Here is a 22,220-nt window from a genome sequence, read left to right on the forward strand (position 1 = left end):
GTACGAACCAAGGTCCGCACCCACCGGGGCGCCGGCGGTCATTTGACCCCGTGCAGATCCCGCAGCTGGCTCGGCCGGCTGCCGAAATACGCCGCCAGATCAGCGATGTCCTGATCGCTCAGGTCTTTCGCCTGTGGCGTCATCAGCGCATGCTGGCGGTCACCGGCGCGGTAGGCCTGCAGCGCATGCGCCAGGTAATCACCGTACTGCCCACCCAGCTTCGGATAGGTCGCATCGATCGGCGCGTTGCCGTCGGCGCCGTGGCAGTCGATGCAGCTCTGGTTGGTGGCCTTGCTCTTCACCTTGGCGCGGGCTTCACCGGCGGCCTCGCGGCCCGGCGGCAGGCCGGCGGAGGATGAAGAGCCGTGTTCGCCGCTGGCATGGCCCGGGTCGGCGGCGGATTTCTCGCTGTTTTCCACCTGCGACTGTGAACAGGCGGCCAGCAGCAGTGCAACGGACAGGGCGATGGCGTGACGCATCGGATGCGCGGCTTTCGACATGGGCGGGCCTTACTTGACGGTGGACAGGTAAACAGAGAGATCGGCGATCTCCTGTTCGCTGAAACTCATCGACTGCGCCTGCATCGTCGGATGCCTGCGCTTGCCCTGGCGGTACTCGGTCAGGGCCTGGGCCAGGTACTGCTGGGTCTGGCCGCCGATCTTCGGCACCCGGTAACTGGGGTAGGCGTTCTTGTAGCCGGTGATGCCATGGCACCCCTGGCAGGTGTAGGCCAGGACACGGCCATTGTCGAAGTTGCCGGTGGGAGCGGTGGCCTGCGGCGCGGCGGCGGGCGCCGGGGCTGGGGCAGGTGTGGCAGGAGCAGGAGCGGGCTGTGCGGCGGCCCCAAGGGGCAGGAGGACGGCCAGAGCGAGACAAGCGGCGAGCGGCTGCGGGCGCATGGTGTCGTTTCCGGGGATTCGGGTCTGGTCGTTCCGGCGTGGGGTACGGAACGACCCGAGTATAGCCCCAGGTTTCATCTAGCTGAAATGGGGGGCGGGCCGACCAGTGGCACGAAGACACCATGACCTTTGGGATATGGTGTTGCCGTGAAGTGGTGCATTACTTTGCCACCACACCTGTCCACGCATCCTCCAGGGATCTGACGATGTCGCACCCAACCTTCCTGTCCGGCCGTCGCAGCGGAATCTGCGCTGCCGCACTGCTGATCTCCACCTCCCTGCTGCTGGGCGGTTGCGCCGCAGGGCCCAATTCCGAAGCCAAGGCCGCCGAGACCAAGGAGGAGAAGAAGGTCGATGCGGTCCCGGTCGAAGTGGCCGTGGCCAGCCACCGTGCTGTCGCGGCCAGCTACACCGGTACCGCTGCGCTGGAACCACGCGCCGAGTCGCAGGTGGTGGCCAAGACTTCCGGCGTGGCGCTGGCGGTGCTGGTTGAAGAAGGCCAGCGGGTCAGCGCTGGCCAGCCGCTGGTGCGTCTGGACCCGGACCGCGCGCGCCTGGCCGTGGCACAGAGCGAAGCGCAGATGCGCAAGCTGGAAAACAACTACCAGCGCGCGCAGAAACTGGTTGGCCAGCAGATGGTCAGCGCCGCCGATGTCGACCAGCTGCGTTACGACCTGGAAAACGTACGCGCGCAGTACCGCCTGGCCACGCTGGAACTGTCCTACACCACGGTGGTGGCGCCGATCTCCGGCGTGATCGCGTCGCGCTCGATCAAGACCGGCAACTTCGTGCAGATCAACACGCCGATCTTCCGCATCGTCGACAACTCGCGGCTGGAAGCCACCCTCAACGTGCCCGAGCGCGAGCTGGCCACCCTGCGCGCTGGCCAGCCGGTGACGCTGGCCGCCGACGCGCTGCCGGGCCAGAGCTTCACCGGTACGGTCGATCGCATCGCGCCGGTGGTGGATTCGGGCAGTGGCACGTTTCGCGTGGTCAGCGCCTTCGACGGCGCCGCGCACGCGCTGCAGCCCGGCATGTTCGGTCGCATCCGCATCGATTACGACCAGCGTGCCGATGCGCTGGTGGTGCCGCGCCTGGCGCTGCTCGACGATGGTGAGCCGGCGGTGTTCCGGGTGCGCGAAGGCAAGGTCGCACGCGTTCCGGTCAAGCTGGGTTACGCCGAGGGCCCGTGGGTGGAGATCCGTGATGGCCTGGCGGCCGGTGATCAGGTGGTCACCGCCGGCAAGGTCGCCCTGCGCGACGGCACCGCAGTGCAGGTGATCGCCGATCCGAAGGCAAAGCCGAAGACGGTCGCAGCGGCCGCCAAGCCGGCAGACAAGGCCGGGAGCAAGCAATGACCGCCCCGGGCCACGACCACGGTGCCTCGCCGGCGAGCGACGGCGCCGCCGCCAGCATGCGCGGCGGTCTGGTGGAATTCGCCACCCGCCGCCGCGTGACCATCGCCATGTGCACGGTCACCCTGTTGCTGTTTGGCCTGATCGCGCTGGGCAACCTCAAGGTCAACCTGCTGCCCGACCTGAGCTACCCGACGCTGACCGTGCGCACCGAGTACACCGGTTCGGCGCCGATCGAAATCGAAACCCTGATCACCCAGCCTGTTGAAGAAGCGGTCGGCGTGGTCAAGAACCTGCGCAAGCTGAAGTCGGTCTCGCGCACCGGCCAGAGCGATGTGGTGCTGGAGTTCGCCTGGGGCACCAACATGGACCAGGCCAGCCTGGAAGTGCGCGACAAGATGGAAGCGCTGAACCTGCCACTGGAGGCCAAAGCGCCGGTGCTGCTGCGCTTCAATCCGTCCACCGAACCGATCATGCGCCTGGTGCTGTCGAACAAGGTGGCGCCGACCAGCGATGCCGATGCGGTCCGTGAGCTGACCGGCCTGCGCCGCTATGCCGATGAAGACCTGAAGAAGAAGCTGGAGCCGGTCAGCGGCGTGGCGGCGGTCAAGGTCGGTGGCGGCCTCGAGGACGAGATCCAGGTCGACATCGACCAGCAGAAGCTGGCCCAGCTGAACCTGCCGATCGACACCGTCATCAAGCGCCTGAAGGACGAGAACATCAACATCTCCGGCGGCCGCCTGGAGGAGGGTTCGCAGCGCTTCCTGGTGCGTACCGTCAACCAGTTCGCCGATCTGGAGGAGATCCGCAACCTGCTGGTCACCACCCAGGCGTCGAACGGCAGCGCGGCCGACTCGGCGTTGCAGCAGATGTTCAACATCGCCGCGTCGACCGGTTCGGCGGCAGCCATCGCGGCGGCATCGGCGGCGCAGAGCGCATCGTCCGGCGGTGGTTCCAGCGTGGTCGCCAACGGTGTGCCGGTGCGCCTGAAGGACGTGGCTACCGTGCGCCAGGGCTACAAGGAGCGCGAAGCGGTGATCCGCCTGGGCGGCAAGGAATCGGTCGAACTGGCGATCTACAAAGAAGGCGACGCCAATACCGTGTCCACCGCCGAAGCGCTGCGCAAGCGCCTGGAGCAGATCAAGGGCACGTTCCCGTCCGACGTCGAGATGACCACCATCGAGGACCAGTCGCGCTTCATCGAGCACGCCATCGCCGACGTCAAGAAGGATGCAGTGATCGGCGGCCTGCTGGCGATCCTGATCATCTTCCTGTTCCTGCGTGATGGCTGGAGCACGTTCGTGATCAGCCTGTCGCTGCCGGTCTCGATCATCGCCACATTCTTCTTCATGGGCCAGCTCGGCCTGAGCTTGAACGTGATGTCGCTGGGCGGTCTGGCACTGGCCACCGGCCTGGTGGTGGATGACTCGATCGTGGTGCTGGAGAGCATCGCCAAGGCGCGCGAGCGTGGCCTGGGCATCCTGCAGGCCGCCATCGCCGGTACCCGCGAAGTGAGCATGGCGGTGGTCGCCTCGACCCTGACCACCATCGCGGTGTTCCTGCCGCTGGTGTTCGTCGATGGCATCGCTGGCCAGCTGTTCCGCGACCAGGCGTTGACCGTGGCGATCGCCATCGCGATCTCGCTGCTGGTGTCGATGACCCTGATCCCGATGCTCAGCTCGCTGAAGGGGCGGCCGCCGCTGGCGTTCCCGGAAGAGGCGCCGAACGCGCCGTGGCAGCCGCAGAACCGCTGGCAGAAGCCGGTCGCGCTGGGCCGTCGTGGCGCCGTGGCGACCGCGCGCTGGAGCTTCTACGCGCTGGCCTGGCTGGTCGTGCGGGCGTGGCGTGGCGTGGTGGCGGTGGTCGGCCCGGTGATGCGCAAGGCCAGCGATCTGGCGATGAAGCCCTATGCCGGCGCCGAGCGTGGCTACCTGCGCCTGCTGCCGAGCGCACTGGCGCACCCGGGCAAGGTGCTGGGCGTGGCCTCGATCATCTTCGTGGCGACCATGGCGCTGGTGCCGATGCTCGGTGCCGACCTGATTCCGCAGCTGGCGCAGGACCGTTTCGAGATGACGGTGAAGCTGCCGGCCGGCACGCCGCTGAAGCAGACCGATGCACTGGTGCGCGAGCTGCAGCTGGCACACGGCAAGGGCGAAGGCGTGGCCTCGCTGTACGGTGTCAGCGGCAGCGGCACCCGCCTGGATGCCAGCCCCACCGAGAGCGGCGAGAACATCGGCAAGCTGACCGTGGTGATGGAAGGCGGCGGCAATGCGCGTACCGAAGCCGAGATCACCGAGCGCCTGCGTGACACCATGGGCCAGCATCCGGGGGCACAGGTCGACTTCGCGCGGCCGGCGTTGTTCAGCTTCTCCACACCGCTGGAAATCGAGCTGCGCGGGCAGGACATGGCGACGCTCGAAGTAGCCGGCCAGCGCCTGGCGGCGCTGCTGCGCGGCAATGCGCACTACGCCGACGTGAAGTCGACGGTGGAAGAGGGCTTCCCGGAAATCCAGATCCGCTTCGACCAGGAGCGTGCCGGTGCGCTGGGCCTGACCACCCGCCAGATCGCCGACGTGGTGGTGAAGAAGGTGCGCGGCGATGTCGCCACCCGCTACAGCTTCCGTGACCGCAAGATCGACGTGCTGGTGCGTGCACAGGAAGGCGACCGCGCCAGCGTGGAGAGCATCCGCCGGCTGATCGTCAATCCGGGCAGTACCCGTCCGGTGACGCTGGACGCGGTGGCCGAGGTGGTTGCCACCACTGGCCCCAGCGAAATCCACCGCGCCGACCAGACCCGGGTTGCGGTGGTGTCGGCCAACCTGCGCGACATCGACCTCGGCGCGGCCATGCGCGAGGTGCAGCAGATGGTCGCCGAGCAGCCGCTGGGTGCGGGCGTCGGCCTGCACATCGGTGGCCAGGGTGAGGAGCTGGCGCAGGCGGCGAAGTCGTTGATCTTCGCCTTCGGCCTGGCGATCTTCCTGGTCTACCTGGTGATGGCGTCGCAGTTCGAATCGCTGCTGCACCCGTTCGTGATCCTGTTCACCATCCCGCTGGCGCTGGTCGGTGCGATCCTGGCGCTGATGCTGACCGGCAAGCCCATCTCGGTGGTGGTGTTCATCGGCCTGATCCTTCTGGTCGGCCTGGTCACCAAGAACGCGATCATCCTAATCGACAAGGTCAACCAGCTGCGCGAGGCCGGCGTAGCAAAGCACGAGGCGCTGGTGGAAGGCGCGCGCTCGCGCCTGCGGCCGATCATCATGACCACGCTGTGCACGCTGTTCGGCTTCCTGCCGTTGGCGGTGGCGATGGGTGAGGGCGCTGAAGTGCGCGCGCCAATGGCGATCACCGTGATCGGCGGCCTGCTGGTGTCGACCCTTCTGACCCTGCTGGTGATCCCGGTGGTGTACGACCTGATGGACCGTCGTGGCGATGCGTATTACCGCGAACGTGGCCGCAATCATGCCGGCGGGATCGAGCCGGGTGCAGCGGGCATTGCGGCGGGTACGGAGGAACCGGCATGAGTGTGGCCGAGTTCTCCATCCGCCGTCCGGTCACCACCATCATGTGTTTCGTGTCGCTGGTGGTGATCGGCCTGATCGCTTCGTTCCGGTTGCCGTTGGAAGCGCTGCCGGACATCTCCGCGCCGTTCCTGTTCGTGCAGATTCCGTACACCGGCTCCACCCCGGAGGAAGTGGAACGGACCATCATCCGTCCGGTCGAGGAGTCGCTGGCGACGATGACCGGCATCAAGCGCATGCGCTCGTCGGCCACCTCCGAAGCGGCGCTGATCTTCATCGAGTTCAGCGACTGGGACCGCGACATCGCCATCGCCGCCTCCGATGCACGCGAGCGCATCGATGCGATCCGCAGCGACCTGCCCGACGACCTGCAGCGCTACAACGTGTTCAAGTGGTCCAGCAGCGACCAGCCGGTGCTGAAGGTGCGCCTGGCCAGCACCACCGACCTGACCACTGCGTACGACATGCTCGATCGCGAGTTCAAGCGGCGCATCGAGCGCATCCCCGGCGTGGCCCGTGTCGACATCACCGGTGCGCCGCCGAACGAGGTGGAGATCGCCATCGATCCGAACCGCCTCAACGCGCACGGCCTGAGCATCAATGAACTGAGCGAGCGCCTGCGCACGCTGAATTTCTCGATCTCGGCCGGGCAGATCGACGACAACGGCCAGCGCGTGCGCGTGCAGCCAGTGGGTGAGATCACCGACCTGCAGGAAATGCGCGATCTGGTGATCAACGCCAAGGGCCTGCGCCTGGGCGATATCGCCGATGTGCGCCTGAAGCCGGCGCGGATGAACTACGGGCGCCGCCTGGACGGCAACCCGGCGGTCGGCCTGGACATCTTCAAGGAGCGCAGTGCCAATCTGGTGGAGGTGTCGCGCGCGGCACTGGCCGAGGTTGAATCGATCCGTGCCGAAGCGTCGATGCGCGACGTGCAGATCAAGGTGATCGACAACCAGGGCAAGGCGGTGACCTCCTCGCTGCTGGAACTGGCCGAGGCCGGTGCGGTCGGCCTGATCCTGTCGATCACGGTGCTGTTCTTCTTCCTGCGCCATTGGCCGTCCACGCTGATGGTGACCCTGGCCATTCCGATCTGCTTCACCATCACCCTGGGCTTCATGTACTTCGTCGGGGTGACGCTGAACATCCTGACCATGATGGGCCTGCTGCTGGCGGTGGGCATGCTGGTCGACAACGCCGTGGTGGTGGTGGAGAGCATCTACCAGGAACGCGAGCGCATGCCGGGGCAGCCGCGGCTGGCCTCGATCATCGGCACCCGCAACGTGGCCATCGCGCTCAGCGCCGGCACGCTGTGCCACTGCATCGTGTTCGTGCCGAACCTGTTCGGCGAGACCAACAACATCAGCATCTTCATGGCGCAGATCGCGATCACCATCTCGGTCTCGCTGCTGGCCTCGTGGCTGGTCGCGGTCAGCCTGATCCCGATGCTGTCCGCGCGCATGGCCACGCCGAAGCTGGTGCACTCGCAGACCGGCGTGATCGCGCGCCTGCAGCGGCGCTACGCGACACTGCTGGACTGGTCGCTGCGCCATCGCGGCTGGAGCCTGCTCGGCATCGTGCTGGTGGTGCTGGTCAGCCTGGTGCCGATGAAGCTGACCAAGGTCGACATGTTCGGTGGTGACGGCGGCAAGGACATCTTCATCGGCTACATGTGGAAGGGCGCCTACACCTACCGGCAGATGTCCGAGGAAGTGGCGCGGGTGGAGAACTGGATCGACGCCAACCGCGAGCGCCTGCACGTCAAGCAGGTGTATTCCTGGTACAGCGAGCAGGAAGGCAGCTCCACCGTGGTCACCCTGGACGAAAGGTACGCCAAGGACATCAAGGCGCTGCAGGAAGAGCTGCGCAAGGGCCTGCCGAAGTCGGCCCGCACCGACTACTTCGTTGGCAACCAGGGCGGTGATGGCGGTGGTGGCGGCAACCAGGGCGTGCAGGTGCAGCTGGTCGGCGACTCCAGTTCGATGCTGCAGGAGATCGGCCAGGAAGTGGTGCCGCTGCTGGCCCAGCGCGCCGAGCTGCGCGATGTGCGCATCGACAACGGCGAAAAGGGTGGTGAACTGAAGGTGCGGGTCGACCGCGAGCGTGCGGCGGCGTTCGGCTTCAATGCCGAGCAGGTAGCCAGCTTCGTCGGCCTGGCGCTGCGCGGTGCACCGATGCGCGAGTTCCGCCGCGGCGACAACGAAGTGCCGGTATGGGTGCGCTTCGCCGGTGCCGAGCAGAGCAGCCCGGAAGACCTGGCCGGTTTCAGCGTGCGCACCGGCGATGGCCGCAGCGTGCCACTGCTGAGCCTGGTCACCGTCGATGTCGGTTCGTCAGCCACCCAGATCGGACGCACCAACCGCCAGACCACGCTGACCATCAAGGCCAACCTGGCCGAGAAGGTCACCGCGCCGGATGGCCGCAAGGCGATGGAGTCGGTGCTCAAGCCGATGAACTTCCCGGCCGGCTATGGCTTCACCTTCGATGGCGGTGACTACGGCAACGACGACGAAGCGATGCAGCAGATGGTGTTCAACCTGCTGATCGCGCTGGTGATGATCTACGTGGTGATGGCGGCGGTGTTCGAGTCGCTGCTGTTCCCGGCGGCGATCATGAGTGGCGTGCTGTTCTCGATCTTCGGCGTGTTCTGGCTGTTCTGGATCACCGGTACCTCGTTCGGGATCATGTCCTTCATCGGCATCCTGGTGCTGATGGGTGTGGTGGTGAACAACGGCATCGTGATGATCGAGCACATCAACAACCTGCGGCGCGGCGGCATGGGACGCACCCAGGCGCTGGTGGAGGGCTCACGCGAGCGATTGCGGCCAATCATGATGACGATGGGCACGGCGATCCTGGCGATGGTGCCGATCTCGCTGACCAGTACGCAGATGTTCGGCAACGGCCCGGAGTACGCGCCGATGGCGCGCGCGATTGCCGGCGGCCTGGCGTTCTCGACCGTGGTCAGCCTGCTGTTCCTGCCGACGATCTATGCAGTGCTGGATGACCTGCGCAGTGCGGTCACGCGACTGATCCGCCGCGCGCGTGGAGTGGAAATGGTAGAGCCGGGCGCTGCCCGGCTGTAATGCACATCAACGTGTTGTGGTGTGGGGGAGGCCGGTCGTAGTGGGGCGGCCTCCCCCTTTTTTTGATGTTCTGCGCAGAGCATGCTCGGCCGATCTTTGCGGTCGGCGTAAAGCGTGCCAACCAAGGTTGGCACCTGCCGGGCGCGCGCGCAGACGCCGTGCGGCCGGTAGCGCCGGGCCATGCCCGGCGGGGCGTTGCAATCAACCGGCGACCTTGCCCCACACCTTGAACGTGGTCAGCCACAGGCCCAGCATGCTGCCGATGTTGGTCAGCATGAAGGTCAGCACCACGCGGGTGACGCGGTTGCGATACCAGCCCTTCAGGCTCTGCGCATCGTCGCGCAGCTTGAGGAAGTCTTCGTACGCCGGCTTGCGCAGGCGCGCTTCCACCAGGGCCGAGAATGCGCCGGTTGGGATGCTCAGGCGGAACGGCTTGAACGGCGCCACCGCGATCGCGGTGAGGATGCTCAGCGGATGGCCGCCGGCCAGCAGGCAGCCCAGGCCGGCGAGGCCGCCGGTGTACATCGCCCAGGTTGCCAGCAGTTCGGTGCCCACACCCAGACCGCCGCGGTAGAAGCCTACGCCGATGCCGGTCGCCACGATCGCCAGGATGCCCAGCGTGAACCACGGAATGTTGCGCTTCTTCGGTACTGCTTCCAGCTCGGCGCGCAGCGGTGCCGGCGCCTCGGTGTCGGTTTCCAGATAGCGTGCCAGCCCGGCCAGGTGACCGGCACCGACCACCGCCAGCACTTCACGCTGCTGTGGGTCGTGTTCCTCGCGCAGGCGCGTGGCCATGTAGCGGTCGCGCTCGCCGATGATGGTCTCGTACAGCGCCGGGCTCTCGCTGGCGAACTCGCCGAAGCTCGACTCCAGCATGTCGCCCTGCTTGAGCTTCTCGATCTCGTTTTCGCCCACTTCCTCGGATGAGAACAGACCTGCGCCAAGCCCGGCGACCAGCTTCAGCTTGCCGAAGAAGCCCAGCCGTTGCGAGGCACGGCGGAAGGTCAGGCCGACTTCACGGTCGATCAGATGCACCGGCAGGTTGCGCTCGCGCGCCAGTTCCACCGCGCGCTTCAGTTCGGCGCCCGGCTCGATGTCGAGCTGTTCGGCCAGGCGCCGCTGATAGGCGGACAACGCCAGGTTGGCGGCGAACAGGGCGACGCGGCCCTTGCGGATCACCTCGACCAGGTCGAGCTTGGCCAGCGTGTCCGGGTCGCTCAGCGCCTGAAGGCGCTGCGGATCGAGCTCGACGGCCACCGCGTCGAAGCGGCCACTGTCGATCGCTTTTTCCACCGCTTCGACGCTGGCGCGGGAAACGTGCGCGGTGCCGAGCAGGGTGTAGCGCACGCCGTCGCGTTCAACGATGCGCACCGGCTGGCCGGCGAACAGGTCGTCGCCGGTGTCAGGAAGGGTTTCAGTCATGGATTCATTCATTGGAAGGTGCGGTGTCGGCGCCATCGCCGAGCGCGCGCTGCATCTGCACGGTATCCAGCCAGCGGCCATGCTTGCGGCCGAGGCCACGGAACACGCCGACCAGCTCGAAGCCGAAGCGTTCGTGCAGCTTGATCGACGCGGCGTTGGTCGGTTCGCCGATCACGGCCACCATCTGCCGGTAACCACGCGCCACGCAGGCATCGATCAAGGCCTGCAGCAGGCCGGTGCCCACGCCCTGGCCCTGGAACGCGGCATCGACGTAGACCGAGTTCTCCACGGTCCACTGGTAGGCAACGCGGGTGCGGTAGGTGTTGGCGTAGGCATAGCCGGCCACCTGGCCGTCGATTTCGGCGACCAGGTAGGGGAAGCCACGGTCGATGATGTCGCGCATGCGTCGCAGCATCTCGGACGCGTCGGGGATGTCGTACTCGTAGGTGTTGACGAAGTCGGTCACTTCCACCGCATAGATCGCGGTGATCGCGTCGATGTCGGCCGGGCCGGCATCACGGATGAGGACGGCCATGCGCGGGCTCCGGCTCAGTCGATGTAGCGCTTGAGCAGGTCACCGTACGCGTCGATGCGGCGATCGCGCAGGAACGGCCAGATGCGGCGCACGTGCTCGCTGCGCTGCAGGTCGACATCGCACAGCAGCACGGTGGCGTCAGTGCCGGCTTCGGCCAGGAATTCGCCCTGCGGGCCGAGCACGTGGCTGTTGCCCCAGAACTGGATGCCCGACGCGCCCAGTGGCGATGCCTCGTGGCCGACGCGGTTGCAGCTCAGCACCGGCAGGCCGTTGGCCACAGCGTGGCCGCGGTGACTCAGCACCCAGGCGTCGCGCTGGCGGGTCTTCTCGTCCTGCACGTCGTCCGGGTCCCAGCCGATCGCGGTCGGGTACAGCAGCAGCTCGGCGCCGGCCAGCGCCATCAGGCGTGCCGCTTCCGGGTACCACTGGTCCCAGCACACCAGCACGCCGAGGCGGCCCACCGAGGTATCGATCGGCTTGAAACCGATGTCGCCCGGGGTGAAGTAGAACTTCTCGTAGAAGCCCGGGTCGTCCGGGATATGCATCTTGCGGTACTTGCCGAGCAGCGTACCGTCCTTCTCGAACACCACGGCGGTGTTGTGGTACAGGCCGGCAGCACGGCGCTCGAACAGCGAGCCGACCAGCACCACGCCATGCTTCTTCGCCAGCGCGCCCAGGCGCTCGGTGCTCGGGCCCGGGATCGGCTCGGCCAGGTCGAACTCGTCCACCGATTCGTGCTGGCAGAAGTACGGGCCGTTATGCAGTTCCTGCAGCAGCACCAGCTTGGCACCCTGCGCAGCCGCCTCGGCCACGCGTGCTTCGATCACCGCCAGGTTGGCGGCGGCATCACCGTGGTTGCGCTCCTGGATCAGGGCGACGGTAAGGGGGCTGCGCGAGTTCATGCGGGGCGTTCCTGCGGGGGAAAACCAGCATGTTAGCGCGGATGGGCGGCGACGGCGTGTCGCGCGCTGAATGGGTGCTGGTAGTGCCGGCCGCTGGCCGGCAACCCCGTCAATCCATCAGGCATTGCATGGTTGCCGGCCAGCGGCCGGCACTACCCATCCTCAGGCCTTCAACAACCCTGCCGGCAGCTGCATGGTGATGCAGTGCAGGCTGCCGTTCTGCCAGATCAGCGAGCGGCAGGGCACCTGCACGATTTCGCGGCCCGGGTGCGCCTGTGCCAGCACGTCGCGGGCCAGGTCATCGGCCGGATCGCCATAGGCCGGCATCAGCACCGCGCCGTTGACGATCAGGTAGTTGGCGTACGAGGCAGCCAGGCGGCGGCCTTCGTCGATCACCGGCTGTGCCCACGGCAGCGGGAACAGGCGGTACGGCTGGCCATCCTTGGTACGCAGCGCGGCCAGCTCATTGCCCATCGCCTGCAGTTCGGCGTAGTGCGAGTCGCTCTCGTCGTCGCAGGCCTGGTAGACGATGCTGTCAGCCGAGGCGAAGCGGGCGAGGGTGTCGATGTGCGCGTCGGTGTCGTCGCCTTCCAGGTAGCCGTGGTCCAGCCACAGCACGCGGTCCTGCTGCAGCCAGTCGGCCAGGTCGGCGCTCAGGCTGGCGCGGTCGCGGTCCGGGTGGCGCTCGTGCAGGCACTTCCAGGTGGTCAGCAGGGTGCCTTCGCCGTCGGTCTCGATGCCGCCGCCTTCCAGCGCGAACGGAATGCTGCGCACCGGTGCGTCGTTGAACACGCCGGCCTGGTCGAGCACGCCCACCAGCTGGTCATCCAGGGTGGCGTCGAACTTGCCGCCCCAGCCGGTGAAGCGGAAATCCAGCAGCTGGAAGCCGCCGTCGGCACGGCGCAGGGTGATCGGGCCGGAGTCGCGCAACCAGGTATCGTCGTAGGCCGCCGTGGTGAAGTGGACCTTGTCCATGTCGATGCGGTTGGAGCGCAGCCGCATCTCGGCATAGGTCTCCACATCGTCGTCTGCCACGCAGATCAGCACCGGCTGGAAGCGGGTGATGGCCGCGACCAGCGCGATGTAGGTCTCTTCCACCTGGCCCAGGCGGTCGGCCCAGTCGGTGTCGGCGGTGGGCCAGGCAATCAGGACGCCGCTCTGGGCTTCCCACTCGGCAGGAAAACGAAGGGTCTGGTTCATGGTCTCGCTACACAGGCCCGCCCAGGGCGGGTAAAGGGATCAACGGATCGGCGGTTTCGGGCCGATTTCGTTCGGGTCCGCCTGGTTGGCCACCACGTCGATCACCTTCTGCTTCTCGAAGTAGACGGTGAACTGCGGGTACACCCAGCGGTTGATGGTCGGCCATTGCCGCTTCTGCCCGCCACGCGGCTGCAGCTGCTCGCTCGGCGCGCCGAACTGCGCCTGTACCTGCTGCATGCTCTGGCCGCGCACGGGCAGGGCACCGGCCGGCTTCTCGCGGGCACGGTCGACAAGCAGGGTATCGGCCAGCGCCGGCGTGGCGGCGGCCAGGGTGGCCATCACGGCCAGGGCGGACAGGTAACGCTTCATCTCGATCTACTCCCCAGTGGTCAAGAAAGGCGATTACAGCAAAAACGGCAGGAAAAAGCCGCATAAACAAAAAACCGCCCGAAGGCGGCTTTTTGCATCGGGTCGGCCCCGCGTAGGGCCAGCCGCAGCCGCGAAGGCCGTTGGGCTTAGCGCTGACGCGCCTTGAAACGCGGGTTCGACTTGCAGATGACGAAGATCTTGCCACGACGACGCACGACCTTGCAGTCACGGTGACGGGCCTTCGCCGACTTCAGGGAGGACAGGACTTTCATGGCATACCTCGGCGTAAACAGTAGTTGTTCGGGTGGAGCGTGGCCGCGATATGCGAAAGACAATCGGCAGTTGACGCTCGTTCAAGCCCGCCATTCTACCGGGCTTTTCCTCGTGGTTTCAAGTGGTTGCACAAAAGATCCCATTGGGGGCGTCTGACAGGGGCTAGAATGACCCCTTCACACGCTCTGGGAACCCCATGAATCCACTCGCTCCCGTCCTGACCATCGACGGCCCTTCAGGGGCTGGCAAGGGTACCATCAGCCGCATCATCGCGCGCCGGATGGGCTGGCATTACCTGGACTCGGGCGCGCTGTACCGGGCAGTGGGCGTGGCCGCGAGCTGGGCCGACATCGATACCTCCGATGCCTCGGCGCTGGTCCGCTGCACCTTTGATACCCACGTTCAGTTTGTCGAGCAGGGTGAAGCCATGCGGGTCATGGTGAACGGGACCGATGCCACCGACGAGCTGCGCCTGGAGACCACCGGCGCGCTGGCCTCGGCCATCGCCGCCATTCCCGAGGTCCGGGCTGCCCTGAAGGAGCGTCAGCGCGCATTCAGGGAGCTGCCCGGCCTGGTTGCCGATGGCCGCGACATGGGCACGGTGATCTTCCCGGACGCCTCCTACAAGGTCTTCCTGACCGCCAGTGCCGAGGAGCGCGCCGAGCGCCGGCATAAGCAGTTGAAAGACAAGGGGGTTTCTGTTAACTTTGATGACCTCCTGCGCGAGATCATGGCCCGCGACGCCCGTGATGCTCAGCGTACCGTGGCGCCCCTGAAGCCGGCAGACGATGCTGTCCTCATCGACACCACAGGCGTCGGCATCGCAGATGTCGTTGCCAGAGTGATGGATCTGCTTCCGGTTCCGGCTGCCTGATCCGTTCGCGCGGGAGCGCTGCCAGCAGCATCGGTGGTGGTCGCGCATAGCAGTGCTGTACCAGCTCCGTCGCGCAATGATGCGTGGCGGTTTTCCTACTACACACGACCTGCGTTTTCGGGGTCGACCAACAGGCGGGCGGTCGCCATTCCCCTGAAGGGGACGCCACCGACCCATGTGTCCAACAGAGTAAATCTAATGACCGAATCATTTGCCGAACTGTTTGAAGCCAGCCAGGCCAATCTGGCCAAGCTGAAGCCGGGCGCCATCGTCAGCGGTACCGTTGTTGAAGTCCGCGGCGACGTCGTGGTGATCAACGCTGGCCTGAAGTCCGAAGGCATCGTGCCGATCGAACAGTTCCGTAACGACGCTGGCGAAATCGACGTCGCCGAAGGCGACATCGTCAAGGTCGCCCTCGACTCGATCGAGAACGGCTTCGGCGAAACCGTCCTGTCGCGCGAGAAGGCCAAGCGCGCGATGGTGTGGGACGAGCTGGAAGAAGCGTTGGAAAAGAACGAAACCATCACCGGTCGCATCAGCGGCAAGGTCAAGGGTGGTTTCACCGTGGACATCAAGGATGTCCGCGCCTTCCTGCCGGGTTCCCTGGTCGATGTGCGCCCGGTGCGCGATCCGGCCTACCTGGAAGGCAAGGAGCTCGAGTTCAAGCTCATCAAGCTGGACCGCAAGCGTAACAACGTCGTGGTCTCGCGCCGCGCTGTCGTCGAAAGCGAGCACTCGGAAGAGCGCGAGCAGCTGATGGACAAGCTGCAGGAAGGCGCGATCCTGAAGGGTGTCGTCAAGAACCTGACCGATTACGGCGCGTTCGTGGACCTGGGCGGTATCGACGGCCTGCTGCACATCACCGACATGGCGTGGAAGCGCGTGCGTCACCCGTCGGAAGTCGTGAACGTCGGCGACGAGCTGGACGTCCGCGTGCTGAAGTTCGACCGCGAGCGCAACCGCGTTTCGCTGGGCCTGAAGCAGCTGGGCGAGGATCCGTGGGACAACATCGGCCGTCGTTACCCGGCCAACAGCCGCGTCTTCGGCAAGGTCTCCAACGTCACCGATTACGGTGCGTTCGTTGAGATCGAGCCGGGCGTCGAAGGCCTGGTGCACGTCTCCGAGATGGATTGGACCAACAAGAACGTCAACCCGTCCAAGGTTGTCCAGGTTGGTGATGAAGTCGAAGTGATGGTGCTGGACGTCGATGAAGAGCGTCGCCGTATCTCGCTGGGCATGAAGCAGGTTGCCGCCAATCCGTGGGAAACCTTCGCTGCCACCCACAAGAAGGGTGACAAGGTGTCGGGCCAGATCAAGTCGATCACCGACTTCGGCATCTTCATCGGCCTGGACGGCGGCATCGACGGCCTGGTCCACCTGTCCGACATCAGCTGGAACACCACTGGCGAAGACGTCGTTCGCAACTTCAAGAAGGGCGATACCCTGGACGCCGTCGTCCTGGCTGTCGATCCGGAGCGCGAGCGCATCTCCCTGGGCGTGAAGCAGCTGGAGCAGGATCCGTTCGGCCAGTACATGGCTGCCAATCCGAAGGGCTCCAAGGTCGAAGGCGTGGTGAAGGAAGTCGACGCCAAGGGCGCGATCATCGAGCTGGCTGACGGCATCGAAGGTTACGTCTCGGCACGCGACATCGCCAACGAGCGCGTTGACGACGCCACCCAGCACCTGAAGGTCGGCGACAAGGTCGAAGCCAAGTTCGTGGGCATGGACCGCAAGGGCCGTACCCTGCAGCTGTCGATCAAGGCCAAGGACGACGCTGAAATGCGCGAAGTGCTGGAGGAATACCAGTCCTCTTCGGCTTCCAGCGGCACCACCCAGCTGGGCGCGCTGCTGCGTGCACAGCTGAACGGCAACAAGTCCGAGTAATCGGCCTTACGCTGTTCGTTGTTTCCTGGACGGCCCGGGCATTGCCCGGGCCGTTTCAGGCTGAGATACCCCTGATGTGAGCCGGTAATGACCAAATCCGAACTGATCGAAATCCTTGCGCGCCGCCAGGCGCACCTGAAGGCCGATGATGTCGATCTGGCGGTGAAGTCGTTGCTGGAAATGATGGGCGGATCGCTGTCCGCCGGGGATCGCATCGAAATCCGTGGTTTTGGCAGCTTCTCGCTGCACTATCGTCCGCCGCGCCTGGGTCGCAACCCGAAGACCGGCGAATCGGTTGCCCTGCCGGGCAAGCACGTCCCTCATTTCAAGCCGGGCAAGGAACTGCGTGAGCGGGTCAGCAGCGTGCTGCCGCTGGACGCCGATCCGGCCTGAGCCTCCCGTCGCGCCACCGCGTGCGAATCCAGCCGCGAGTCGGATAAGCTACGGACTCCTGCCACTGGAGCTGTCGCATGAAGGTTTTTCGTCTGCTGGTCCTGCTGGCGGTTCTGATCCTTGGGTTGATCATCGGTGCGGTCAACATGACCGCGATGTCGATCAACCTGCTGTTTACCCAACTGCATACCTCGGTGGGCGTGGCCCTGATCGCCGCGCTGCTGGTGGGTGTCATCGTCGGTGCCGGCCTGGTGCTGGTGAGCGTGGTCATTCCGCTCTACAGCCAGTTGCGCCGCGCCAACAAGTCCGCTGTCGCCACGCCGGCACCGGTTGCTTCCCCCCAATCTTTTGATGGACGCTGATCGAAGATGGATTTCGTCACCGAGTGGTTCTGGTTCTTCCTGTTCGTTCCGCTGGCCGCACTGGCCGGGTGGGTGATCGGACGGCGTGGTGGTCAACGCCACGGTGACAGCCAGGTCAGCCGCCTGTCCAGCACCTACTTCCGCGGCCTGAACTACCTGCTCAACGAACAGCCGGACAAGGCCATCGAGCTGTTCCTGCACATCGCCGAGCTGGACAAGGAAACCTTCGAGACCCAGGTCGCGCTGGGCCACCTGTTCCGTCGCCGCGGCGAAGTCGACCGCGCCATCCGCCTGCACCAGGGCCTGGTCAACCGCCACGACCTCAGCGATGCGCAACGCGTGCAGGCGCTGCTGGCACTGGGCGAGGACTACATGAAGTCCGGCCTGCTGGACCGCGCCGAGACCGTGTTCACCGAACTGGCCCAGCTGGACCAGCGTGCGCCGCAGGCACTCAAGCACCTGATCGGTATCTACCAGGCCGAGCGCGACTGGGAAAAGGCGATCGACAACGCGACCCGTTTCGAGGACGTCACCGGCGAGCCGATGGGCAAGCTGATCGGGCAGTTCGAGTGCGAACTGGCCGAACGCTTCCGCGGTGCTGGCAAGCTGGAAGAGGCGAGGGCAGCGATTGCCCGGGCCTACCAGGCCGATGCGATGTCGGTACGCGCCGGCATCATTGAAGGACGCTTGGAAACCGATGCCGGCAATCCGGAAGCGGCCGTGCGCGCCTTCGAGCGTGCCGCGCGCAACGACCCCGAATACCTGCCGGAACTGCTGCCGGCGCTGATGCAGAACTACCGCAAGGTCGGCGATCTGGCAGGCGCACGCGCGTTCCTGTCGGAGATGACCGAGCACTACCGCGGCATCGCCCCGGTGCTGGCGCTGACCCGCCTGATGGAAGAGCAGGAGGGCGTGGCGCCGGCCCGTGCCTACCTGGGCCGCCAGCTCAAGGATCGCCCGTCGGTGCGTGGCGAGTCCGCGCTGATCGACCTGACCCTGGCTGAAGGCGCCGATTCCACGGCGACCCTGCACGACCTCAAGCACATCACCGACCAGTTGTTGGTGCGCAATCCGGCCTATCGCTGCACCCGTTGTGGTTTCGGTGCGCGCACCCACCACTGGCAGTGCCCGAGCTGCAAGGAGTGGGGTACGGTCAAGCCGCTGCTGAACTACGCGGTGCTCTGATCCATGCCGTGGCTCGTGATGGGCGCGCTGCTGGGCCTGGCCCTGCTGAGTGCGGCACTGACCTGGGCGGCGCGGGGTTACGCGCTGCGCCGGCAACTGTTTGACCAGCCGGGCGAGCGGCGCAGCCATAGCGTGGCGACCCCCCGCGGCGGCGGCATCGCCATTGTCATCAGCCTGCTGGTGACCGCCGGTGTTGCCATGTGGGCCTGGCCCGAAGCGCGTCCGAGCCTGCTGGTCGCCAGCCTTGGCCTGGCGCTGGTGGCGGGTATCGGCTGGTGGGACGACCACCGGCCGCTGCCGGCCATGCGCCGCCTGATGGTGCACTTCATCGCCGCCGCGCTGCTGGCCGCGCTGGTCAAGGTCCACGGTGGCAGCTGGCTGCTGGCCGTACTGGTCCTGCTGTTCACCGCCTCGCTGATCAACATCTGGAATTTCATGGATGGGATCAACGGCATCGCGGCCAGCCAGGCCATTGTGGTCGCGCTGGGGCTGGCGCCGCTGCTGCCCTGGCCGTACTCGCTGGCGGCGGTCGCGTTGGGCCTGGCCTGCTTGGGCTTCCTGCCGTTCAACTTCCCGCGGGCCCGGATCTTCATGGGCGATGTCGGGAGTGGCGCGCTGGGCTACGCGGTGGCGGCAGTGCTGGCACTGGCCAGCGTCAAGACCGACATCCACTGGATCCTGCTGCTGGTGTCGGCATCGCCGTTCCTTGTGGACGCGGGCTTCACACTGCTGGCGCGCATCATTTCCGGACAACGCTGGATGGAACCCCATACCCAGCATGTCTACCAGCGCGCGGTGCAGGCAGGAGCCAGTCACGCCCAGGTAACAGGGATGTACTTTGCTTTGGGCCTGTTCAGTATTACAGTGCTTAATGTCTGCTCCAATTTGCAGCCGAGGTGGGAGGCTGCCGTGGCGTTCGCGTGGTTCATTGCGCTGAGCGTCCTCTGGCTCCTCCTGCGCAATGGATTGCGCCACCCAAAAGGAAATACCTGACTTATGGCTTCACCCTGGCGGGACAGAATCCTCGGCCTGATGCCGCGTTCGGCCATCGTCTGCCACGACCTGTTCATGGTCTGGGCATGCTGGCAGCTGCTCCACGCGGGGCGGTATTCGATCCTGGCCAACGCCCCCGAGCTCCCTCTCTGGAACGTCGACACCACGCTGGTGCTGCTGCTGCAGGGCATGGTGTTCTGGCGCGTGGGCCTCTATCGGGGCCTGTGGCGGTTCGCCAGCGTCAGCGACCTGCTGAACATCTTCAAGGCCAGTTTCATCGGCATGGTCGCCATCGTGCTGGTGCTGATGTGGAAGCGCTTCGACGGCGTGCCGATGTCGGTGCTGGTGATCTATCCGTTCGCGCTGTCGGCGCTGCTGGGCGCGCCGCGCCTGCTGTACCGGGCCTGGAAGGACTATCAGGCACTGCAGTCGGACTCGTCCGCGCGCCGCGTGCTGATCCTGGGTGCCGGCCAGGCCGCCGAGACTCTGGTCCGTGACCTGCGCCGTTCCGGTAATTTCGAGCCGGTCGGCCTGCTGGACGATGCGCCGCACCTGCGCGGCGCCAAGCTGCAGGGCCTGCCGATCCTCGGCACCCTGGACGATGCGCCGACGGTGGTCCGGGAGACAGCGGCGAAGCTGCTGGTGATCGCCATTCCGTCGCTGGACGCGGCGGGCATGCAGCGGATCGTCGCCATCTGCGAAAGCACCGGCGTGCCGTTCCGCACCGTGCCCAAGCTCAGCGACATCCTGCAGGGCCAGTCGCTGCCGGGGCAGCTGAAGGAAGTGGCGATCGAGGATCTGCTGGGCCGCAAGCCGATCATGCCGGACTGGAACCTGATCCGTGGCTGGCTGGGCGGGCGTACGGTGATGGTCACCGGTGCCGGCGGTTCGATCGGCTCCGAGCTTTGCCGCCAGTGCGCACGGCATGGTGCCGGCCGCATCATCCTGCTCGAGATCAGCGAACTGCTGCTGCTGACCATCGAAGGCGAGCTGCGGCGCAGCTTCCCCGATGTCGAGATCGAAGCGGTGCTGGGCGACTGCGGTGACCCGGCGGTGATCCGCCACGCCCTGTCGCTGCATCCGGTCGACACCGCCTTCCACGCGGCTGCCTACAAGCACGTGCCGGTGCTGGAGCGGCAGCTGCGCGAAGCGGTGCGCAACAACATCCTGGCCACCGAGAACGTGGCCCGCGCCTGTCTGGAAGCGCGCGTTGAGCATTTCGTGTTCATCTCCACCGACAAGGCGGTCGACCCGGTCAATGCACTGGGCGCCAGCAAGCGCTATGCGGAGATGATCTGCCAGAGCCTGGACCAGAAGTCCACGCATACCCGTTTCGTTACGGTGCGCTTCGGCAATGTGCTGGCCTCGGCCGGCAGCGTCGTGCCGCTGTTCCGCGAACAGATTCTGCGTGGCGGTCCGGTGACCGTCACCGACCCGGAAGTCAGTCGCTACTTCATGACCATCCCGGAGGCCTGCCAGCTGATCCTGCAGGCGGCCGCTTCGGCATCGCATGGTGCGATCTATACGCTCGACATGGGCGAGCCGGTGCCGATCCGCGTGCTTGCCGAGCAGATGATCCGCCTGGCCGGCAAGCAGCCGTACAAGGACATTCCGATCATCTACACCGGGCTGCGTCCGGGCGAAAAGCTGCACGAGACGCTGTTCTATTCGGACGAGGACTACCGTTCCACCGCGCACCCGAAGATTCTCGAGGCCGGTGTACGTACGTTCTCGCGTGACCTGGTGCTGGGCAATGTCCCGCGCCTGCGCGATGCCGTGGCTGGTTACGACACGACCAGCATCCAGGAGATCCTGTTCGCGACGATGCCGGAGTTCTCTCCCATCGAACAGGATGCTTACATTTCATCCGCTAAAGTCGTGCCCTTTCCGGCACGTGAGGCCAACAGGCACCAATGAGCAAGCGAATTCGCAAGGCAGTTTTTCCAGTGGCAGGGCTCGGGACGCGCTTTTTGCCGGCAACCAAGACGGTTCCGAAGGAAATGTTGCCGATCATTGATCGTCCGCTGATCCAGTACGCGGTCGATGAAGCGATTGAAGCCGGTTGCGACACGCTGGTGTTCATCACCAACCGCTACAAGCATGCCGTGGCCGACTACTTCGACAAGGCCTACGAACTGGAGCAGAAGCTCGAGCGCGCCGGCAAGCAGGAGCAGCTGGAGATGATCCGCCATGTGCTGCCCAATGGCGTGCGCGCGATCTTCGTGACCCAGGCCGAAGCACTGGGCTTGGGCCATGCGGTGCTGTGCGCCAAGGCCGTGATCGGTGACGAGCCGTTCGCGGTGCTGTTGCCGGACGACCTGATCTGGAACCGCGGCGACGGCGCACTGAAGCAGATGGCCGACCTCAACGAGGCCAGTGGTGCCAGCGTGATCGCCGTTGAAGACGTGCCGCACGACAAGACTGCCAGCTACGGCATCGTTGCCACTGACGCGTTCGACGGCCGCAAGGGTCGCATTTCGCAGATCGTGGAGAAGCCGAAGCCGGAGGACGCGCCGAGCGATCTGGCGGTGGTTGGCCGTTATGTGCTGAGCCCGAAGATTTTCGAGCTGCTGGAACAGACCGGCAGTGGTGCCGGTGGCGAGATCCAGCTGACCGATGCGATCGCGCAGCTGCTGAAGACCGAAGAGGTCGATGCCTACCGCTTCGAGGGCACCCGCTTCGACTGCGGCACGCACCTGGGGCTGGTGGAGGCGACGATCCGCTTCGCGCTGGACAACCCGAAGCTGGCAGGGCCGGCGCGGGAGAAACTGACGGCGATGTTGGCGGAATAAGGGTTCTATCAAGCGCTCCGTGCTGCGCCTTGATTGATACGTGATGGGCGGGACGGGTGGGCCTTTGCAGGACACGCCGTAAACCCGTCCATGGGGGCTCGGTCGCCGCATCCATGCGGCGAACGGTCCTGCAAAGGCCCACCCGCCCCGCCTGTCATGTTTCCTGCGGGCGCGGACG

General features: G+C 65.9%; 19 protein-coding genes. 11 read left to right on the forward strand and 8 right to left on the reverse strand.

Annotated features, from left to right (window positions below; translation table 11 throughout):
• Positions 1-38 precede the first annotated feature (38 nt).
• Positions 39-500 carry a c-type cytochrome gene (locus ACZK3J_RS09200; protein ID WP_006361215.1) on the reverse strand — a complete coding sequence of 154 codons (462 nt, stop codon included), beginning with the start codon at positions 498-500 and terminating at the stop codon, positions 39-41.
• A gap of 9 nt (positions 501-509) precedes the next feature.
• Positions 510-899, reverse strand: a complete 390-nt coding sequence (locus ACZK3J_RS09205) for a c-type cytochrome (RefSeq protein WP_012510782.1) — start codon at positions 897-899, stop codon at positions 510-512.
• A gap of 206 nt (positions 900-1,105) precedes the next feature.
• Here ACZK3J_RS09205 and ACZK3J_RS09210 point away from each other — a divergent pair, with 206 nt between their 5' ends.
• From ACZK3J_RS09210 to ACZK3J_RS09220, 3 genes are read left to right on the forward strand one after another with little or no spacing between them, the layout of a single operon-like run.
• Positions 1,106-2,257, forward strand: a complete 1,152-nt coding sequence (locus tag ACZK3J_RS09210; RefSeq protein WP_478476788.1) for an efflux RND transporter periplasmic adaptor subunit — start codon at positions 1,106-1,108, stop codon at positions 2,255-2,257.
• Positions 2,254-5,775, forward strand: coding sequence for an efflux RND transporter permease subunit (locus ACZK3J_RS09215; RefSeq protein ID WP_478476790.1), 3,522 nt, complete (start codon positions 2,254-2,256; stop codon positions 5,773-5,775). The genes ACZK3J_RS09210 and ACZK3J_RS09215 overlap by 4 nt, the downstream gene beginning before the upstream one ends.
• Positions 5,772-8,858, forward strand: coding sequence for an efflux RND transporter permease subunit (locus ACZK3J_RS09220; RefSeq protein WP_049461885.1), 3,087 nt, complete (start codon positions 5,772-5,774; stop codon positions 8,856-8,858). Before ACZK3J_RS09215 ends, ACZK3J_RS09220 begins: the two co-directional genes overlap by 4 nt.
• Positions 8,859-9,059: 201 nt before the next feature.
• Here ACZK3J_RS09220 and ACZK3J_RS09225 read toward each other — a convergent pair whose 3' ends face one another.
• The 6 genes from ACZK3J_RS09225 to ykgO form a co-directional block, all read right to left on the reverse strand.
• The gene (locus tag ACZK3J_RS09225; protein WP_100437560.1) at positions 9,060-10,280 is read right to left on the reverse strand and encodes a TraB/GumN family protein; all 1,221 of its coding nucleotides are present in this window, start codon (positions 10,278-10,280) and stop codon (positions 9,060-9,062) included.
• A 4-nt stretch (positions 10,281-10,284) separates the two neighbouring features.
• Positions 10,285-10,815, reverse strand: a complete 531-nt coding sequence (locus ACZK3J_RS09230; protein WP_049461887.1) for a GNAT family N-acetyltransferase — start codon at positions 10,813-10,815, stop codon at positions 10,285-10,287.
• Between the two features lie 14 nt (positions 10,816-10,829).
• Positions 10,830-11,717 (reverse strand): carbon-nitrogen hydrolase, encoded by an 888-nt coding sequence (locus ACZK3J_RS09235; RefSeq protein ID WP_005409280.1) that lies wholly within the window; start codon positions 11,715-11,717, stop codon positions 10,830-10,832.
• A 162-nt stretch (positions 11,718-11,879) separates the two neighbouring features.
• A complete protein-coding gene (locus ACZK3J_RS09240) occupies positions 11,880-12,917 on the reverse strand; it encodes an agmatine deiminase family protein (protein ID WP_032130076.1) in 1,038 nt (345 codons plus the stop codon).
• Between the two features lie 39 nt (positions 12,918-12,956).
• Positions 12,957-13,256, reverse strand: a complete 300-nt coding sequence (locus ACZK3J_RS09245) for a hypothetical protein (protein WP_227837998.1) — start codon at positions 13,254-13,256, stop codon at positions 12,957-12,959.
• 176 nt (positions 13,257-13,432) lie between these two features.
• Positions 13,433-13,558 carry a type B 50S ribosomal protein L36 gene (gene ykgO / locus ACZK3J_RS09250; protein WP_005409283.1) on the reverse strand — a complete coding sequence of 42 codons (126 nt, stop codon included), beginning with the start codon at positions 13,556-13,558 and terminating at the stop codon, positions 13,433-13,435.
• 197 nt (positions 13,559-13,755) lie between these two features.
• Between ykgO and cmk the strand changes: the two genes are divergently transcribed.
• The 8 genes from cmk (at position 13,756) to galU (ending at position 22,042) form a co-directional block, all read left to right on the forward strand.
• Entirely contained in the window at positions 13,756-14,433 is a 678-nt protein-coding gene (gene cmk / locus ACZK3J_RS09255; RefSeq protein ID WP_049462302.1) for a (d)CMP kinase, read from the forward strand.
• A 198-nt stretch (positions 14,434-14,631) separates the two neighbouring features.
• Entirely contained in the window at positions 14,632-16,317 is a 1,686-nt protein-coding gene (rpsA, locus tag ACZK3J_RS09260) for a 30S ribosomal protein S1 (RefSeq protein WP_005416230.1), read from the forward strand.
• An 87-nt stretch (positions 16,318-16,404) separates the two neighbouring features.
• Positions 16,405-16,710 (forward strand): integration host factor subunit beta, encoded by a 306-nt coding sequence (locus ACZK3J_RS09265; protein ID WP_005409286.1) that lies wholly within the window; start codon positions 16,405-16,407, stop codon positions 16,708-16,710.
• 77 nt (positions 16,711-16,787) lie between these two features.
• Positions 16,788-17,072, forward strand: a complete 285-nt coding sequence (locus tag ACZK3J_RS09270; protein ID WP_010484569.1) for a LapA family protein — start codon at positions 16,788-16,790, stop codon at positions 17,070-17,072.
• A 6-nt stretch (positions 17,073-17,078) separates the two neighbouring features.
• Positions 17,079-18,257, forward strand: coding sequence for a lipopolysaccharide assembly protein LapB (gene lapB / locus ACZK3J_RS09275; RefSeq protein WP_005416232.1), 1,179 nt, complete (start codon positions 17,079-17,081; stop codon positions 18,255-18,257).
• Between the two features lie 3 nt (positions 18,258-18,260).
• Complete coding sequence (locus ACZK3J_RS09280; RefSeq protein WP_049462301.1) at positions 18,261-19,250, forward strand: MraY family glycosyltransferase; 990 nt, start codon at positions 18,261-18,263, stop codon at positions 19,248-19,250.
• 3 nt (positions 19,251-19,253) lie between these two features.
• Entirely contained in the window at positions 19,254-21,167 is a 1,914-nt protein-coding gene (locus ACZK3J_RS09285) for a polysaccharide biosynthesis protein (protein ID WP_032130079.1), read from the forward strand.
• Positions 21,164-22,042 carry a UTP--glucose-1-phosphate uridylyltransferase GalU gene (gene galU, locus ACZK3J_RS09290; protein ID WP_019336276.1) on the forward strand — a complete coding sequence of 293 codons (879 nt, stop codon included), beginning with the start codon at positions 21,164-21,166 and terminating at the stop codon, positions 22,040-22,042. Before ACZK3J_RS09285 ends, galU begins: the two co-directional genes overlap by 4 nt.
• Positions 22,043-22,220: the final 178 nt, after the last annotated feature.

The sequence above is a fragment of the Stenotrophomonas sp. 86428_Sma genome, assembly GCF_056481585.1.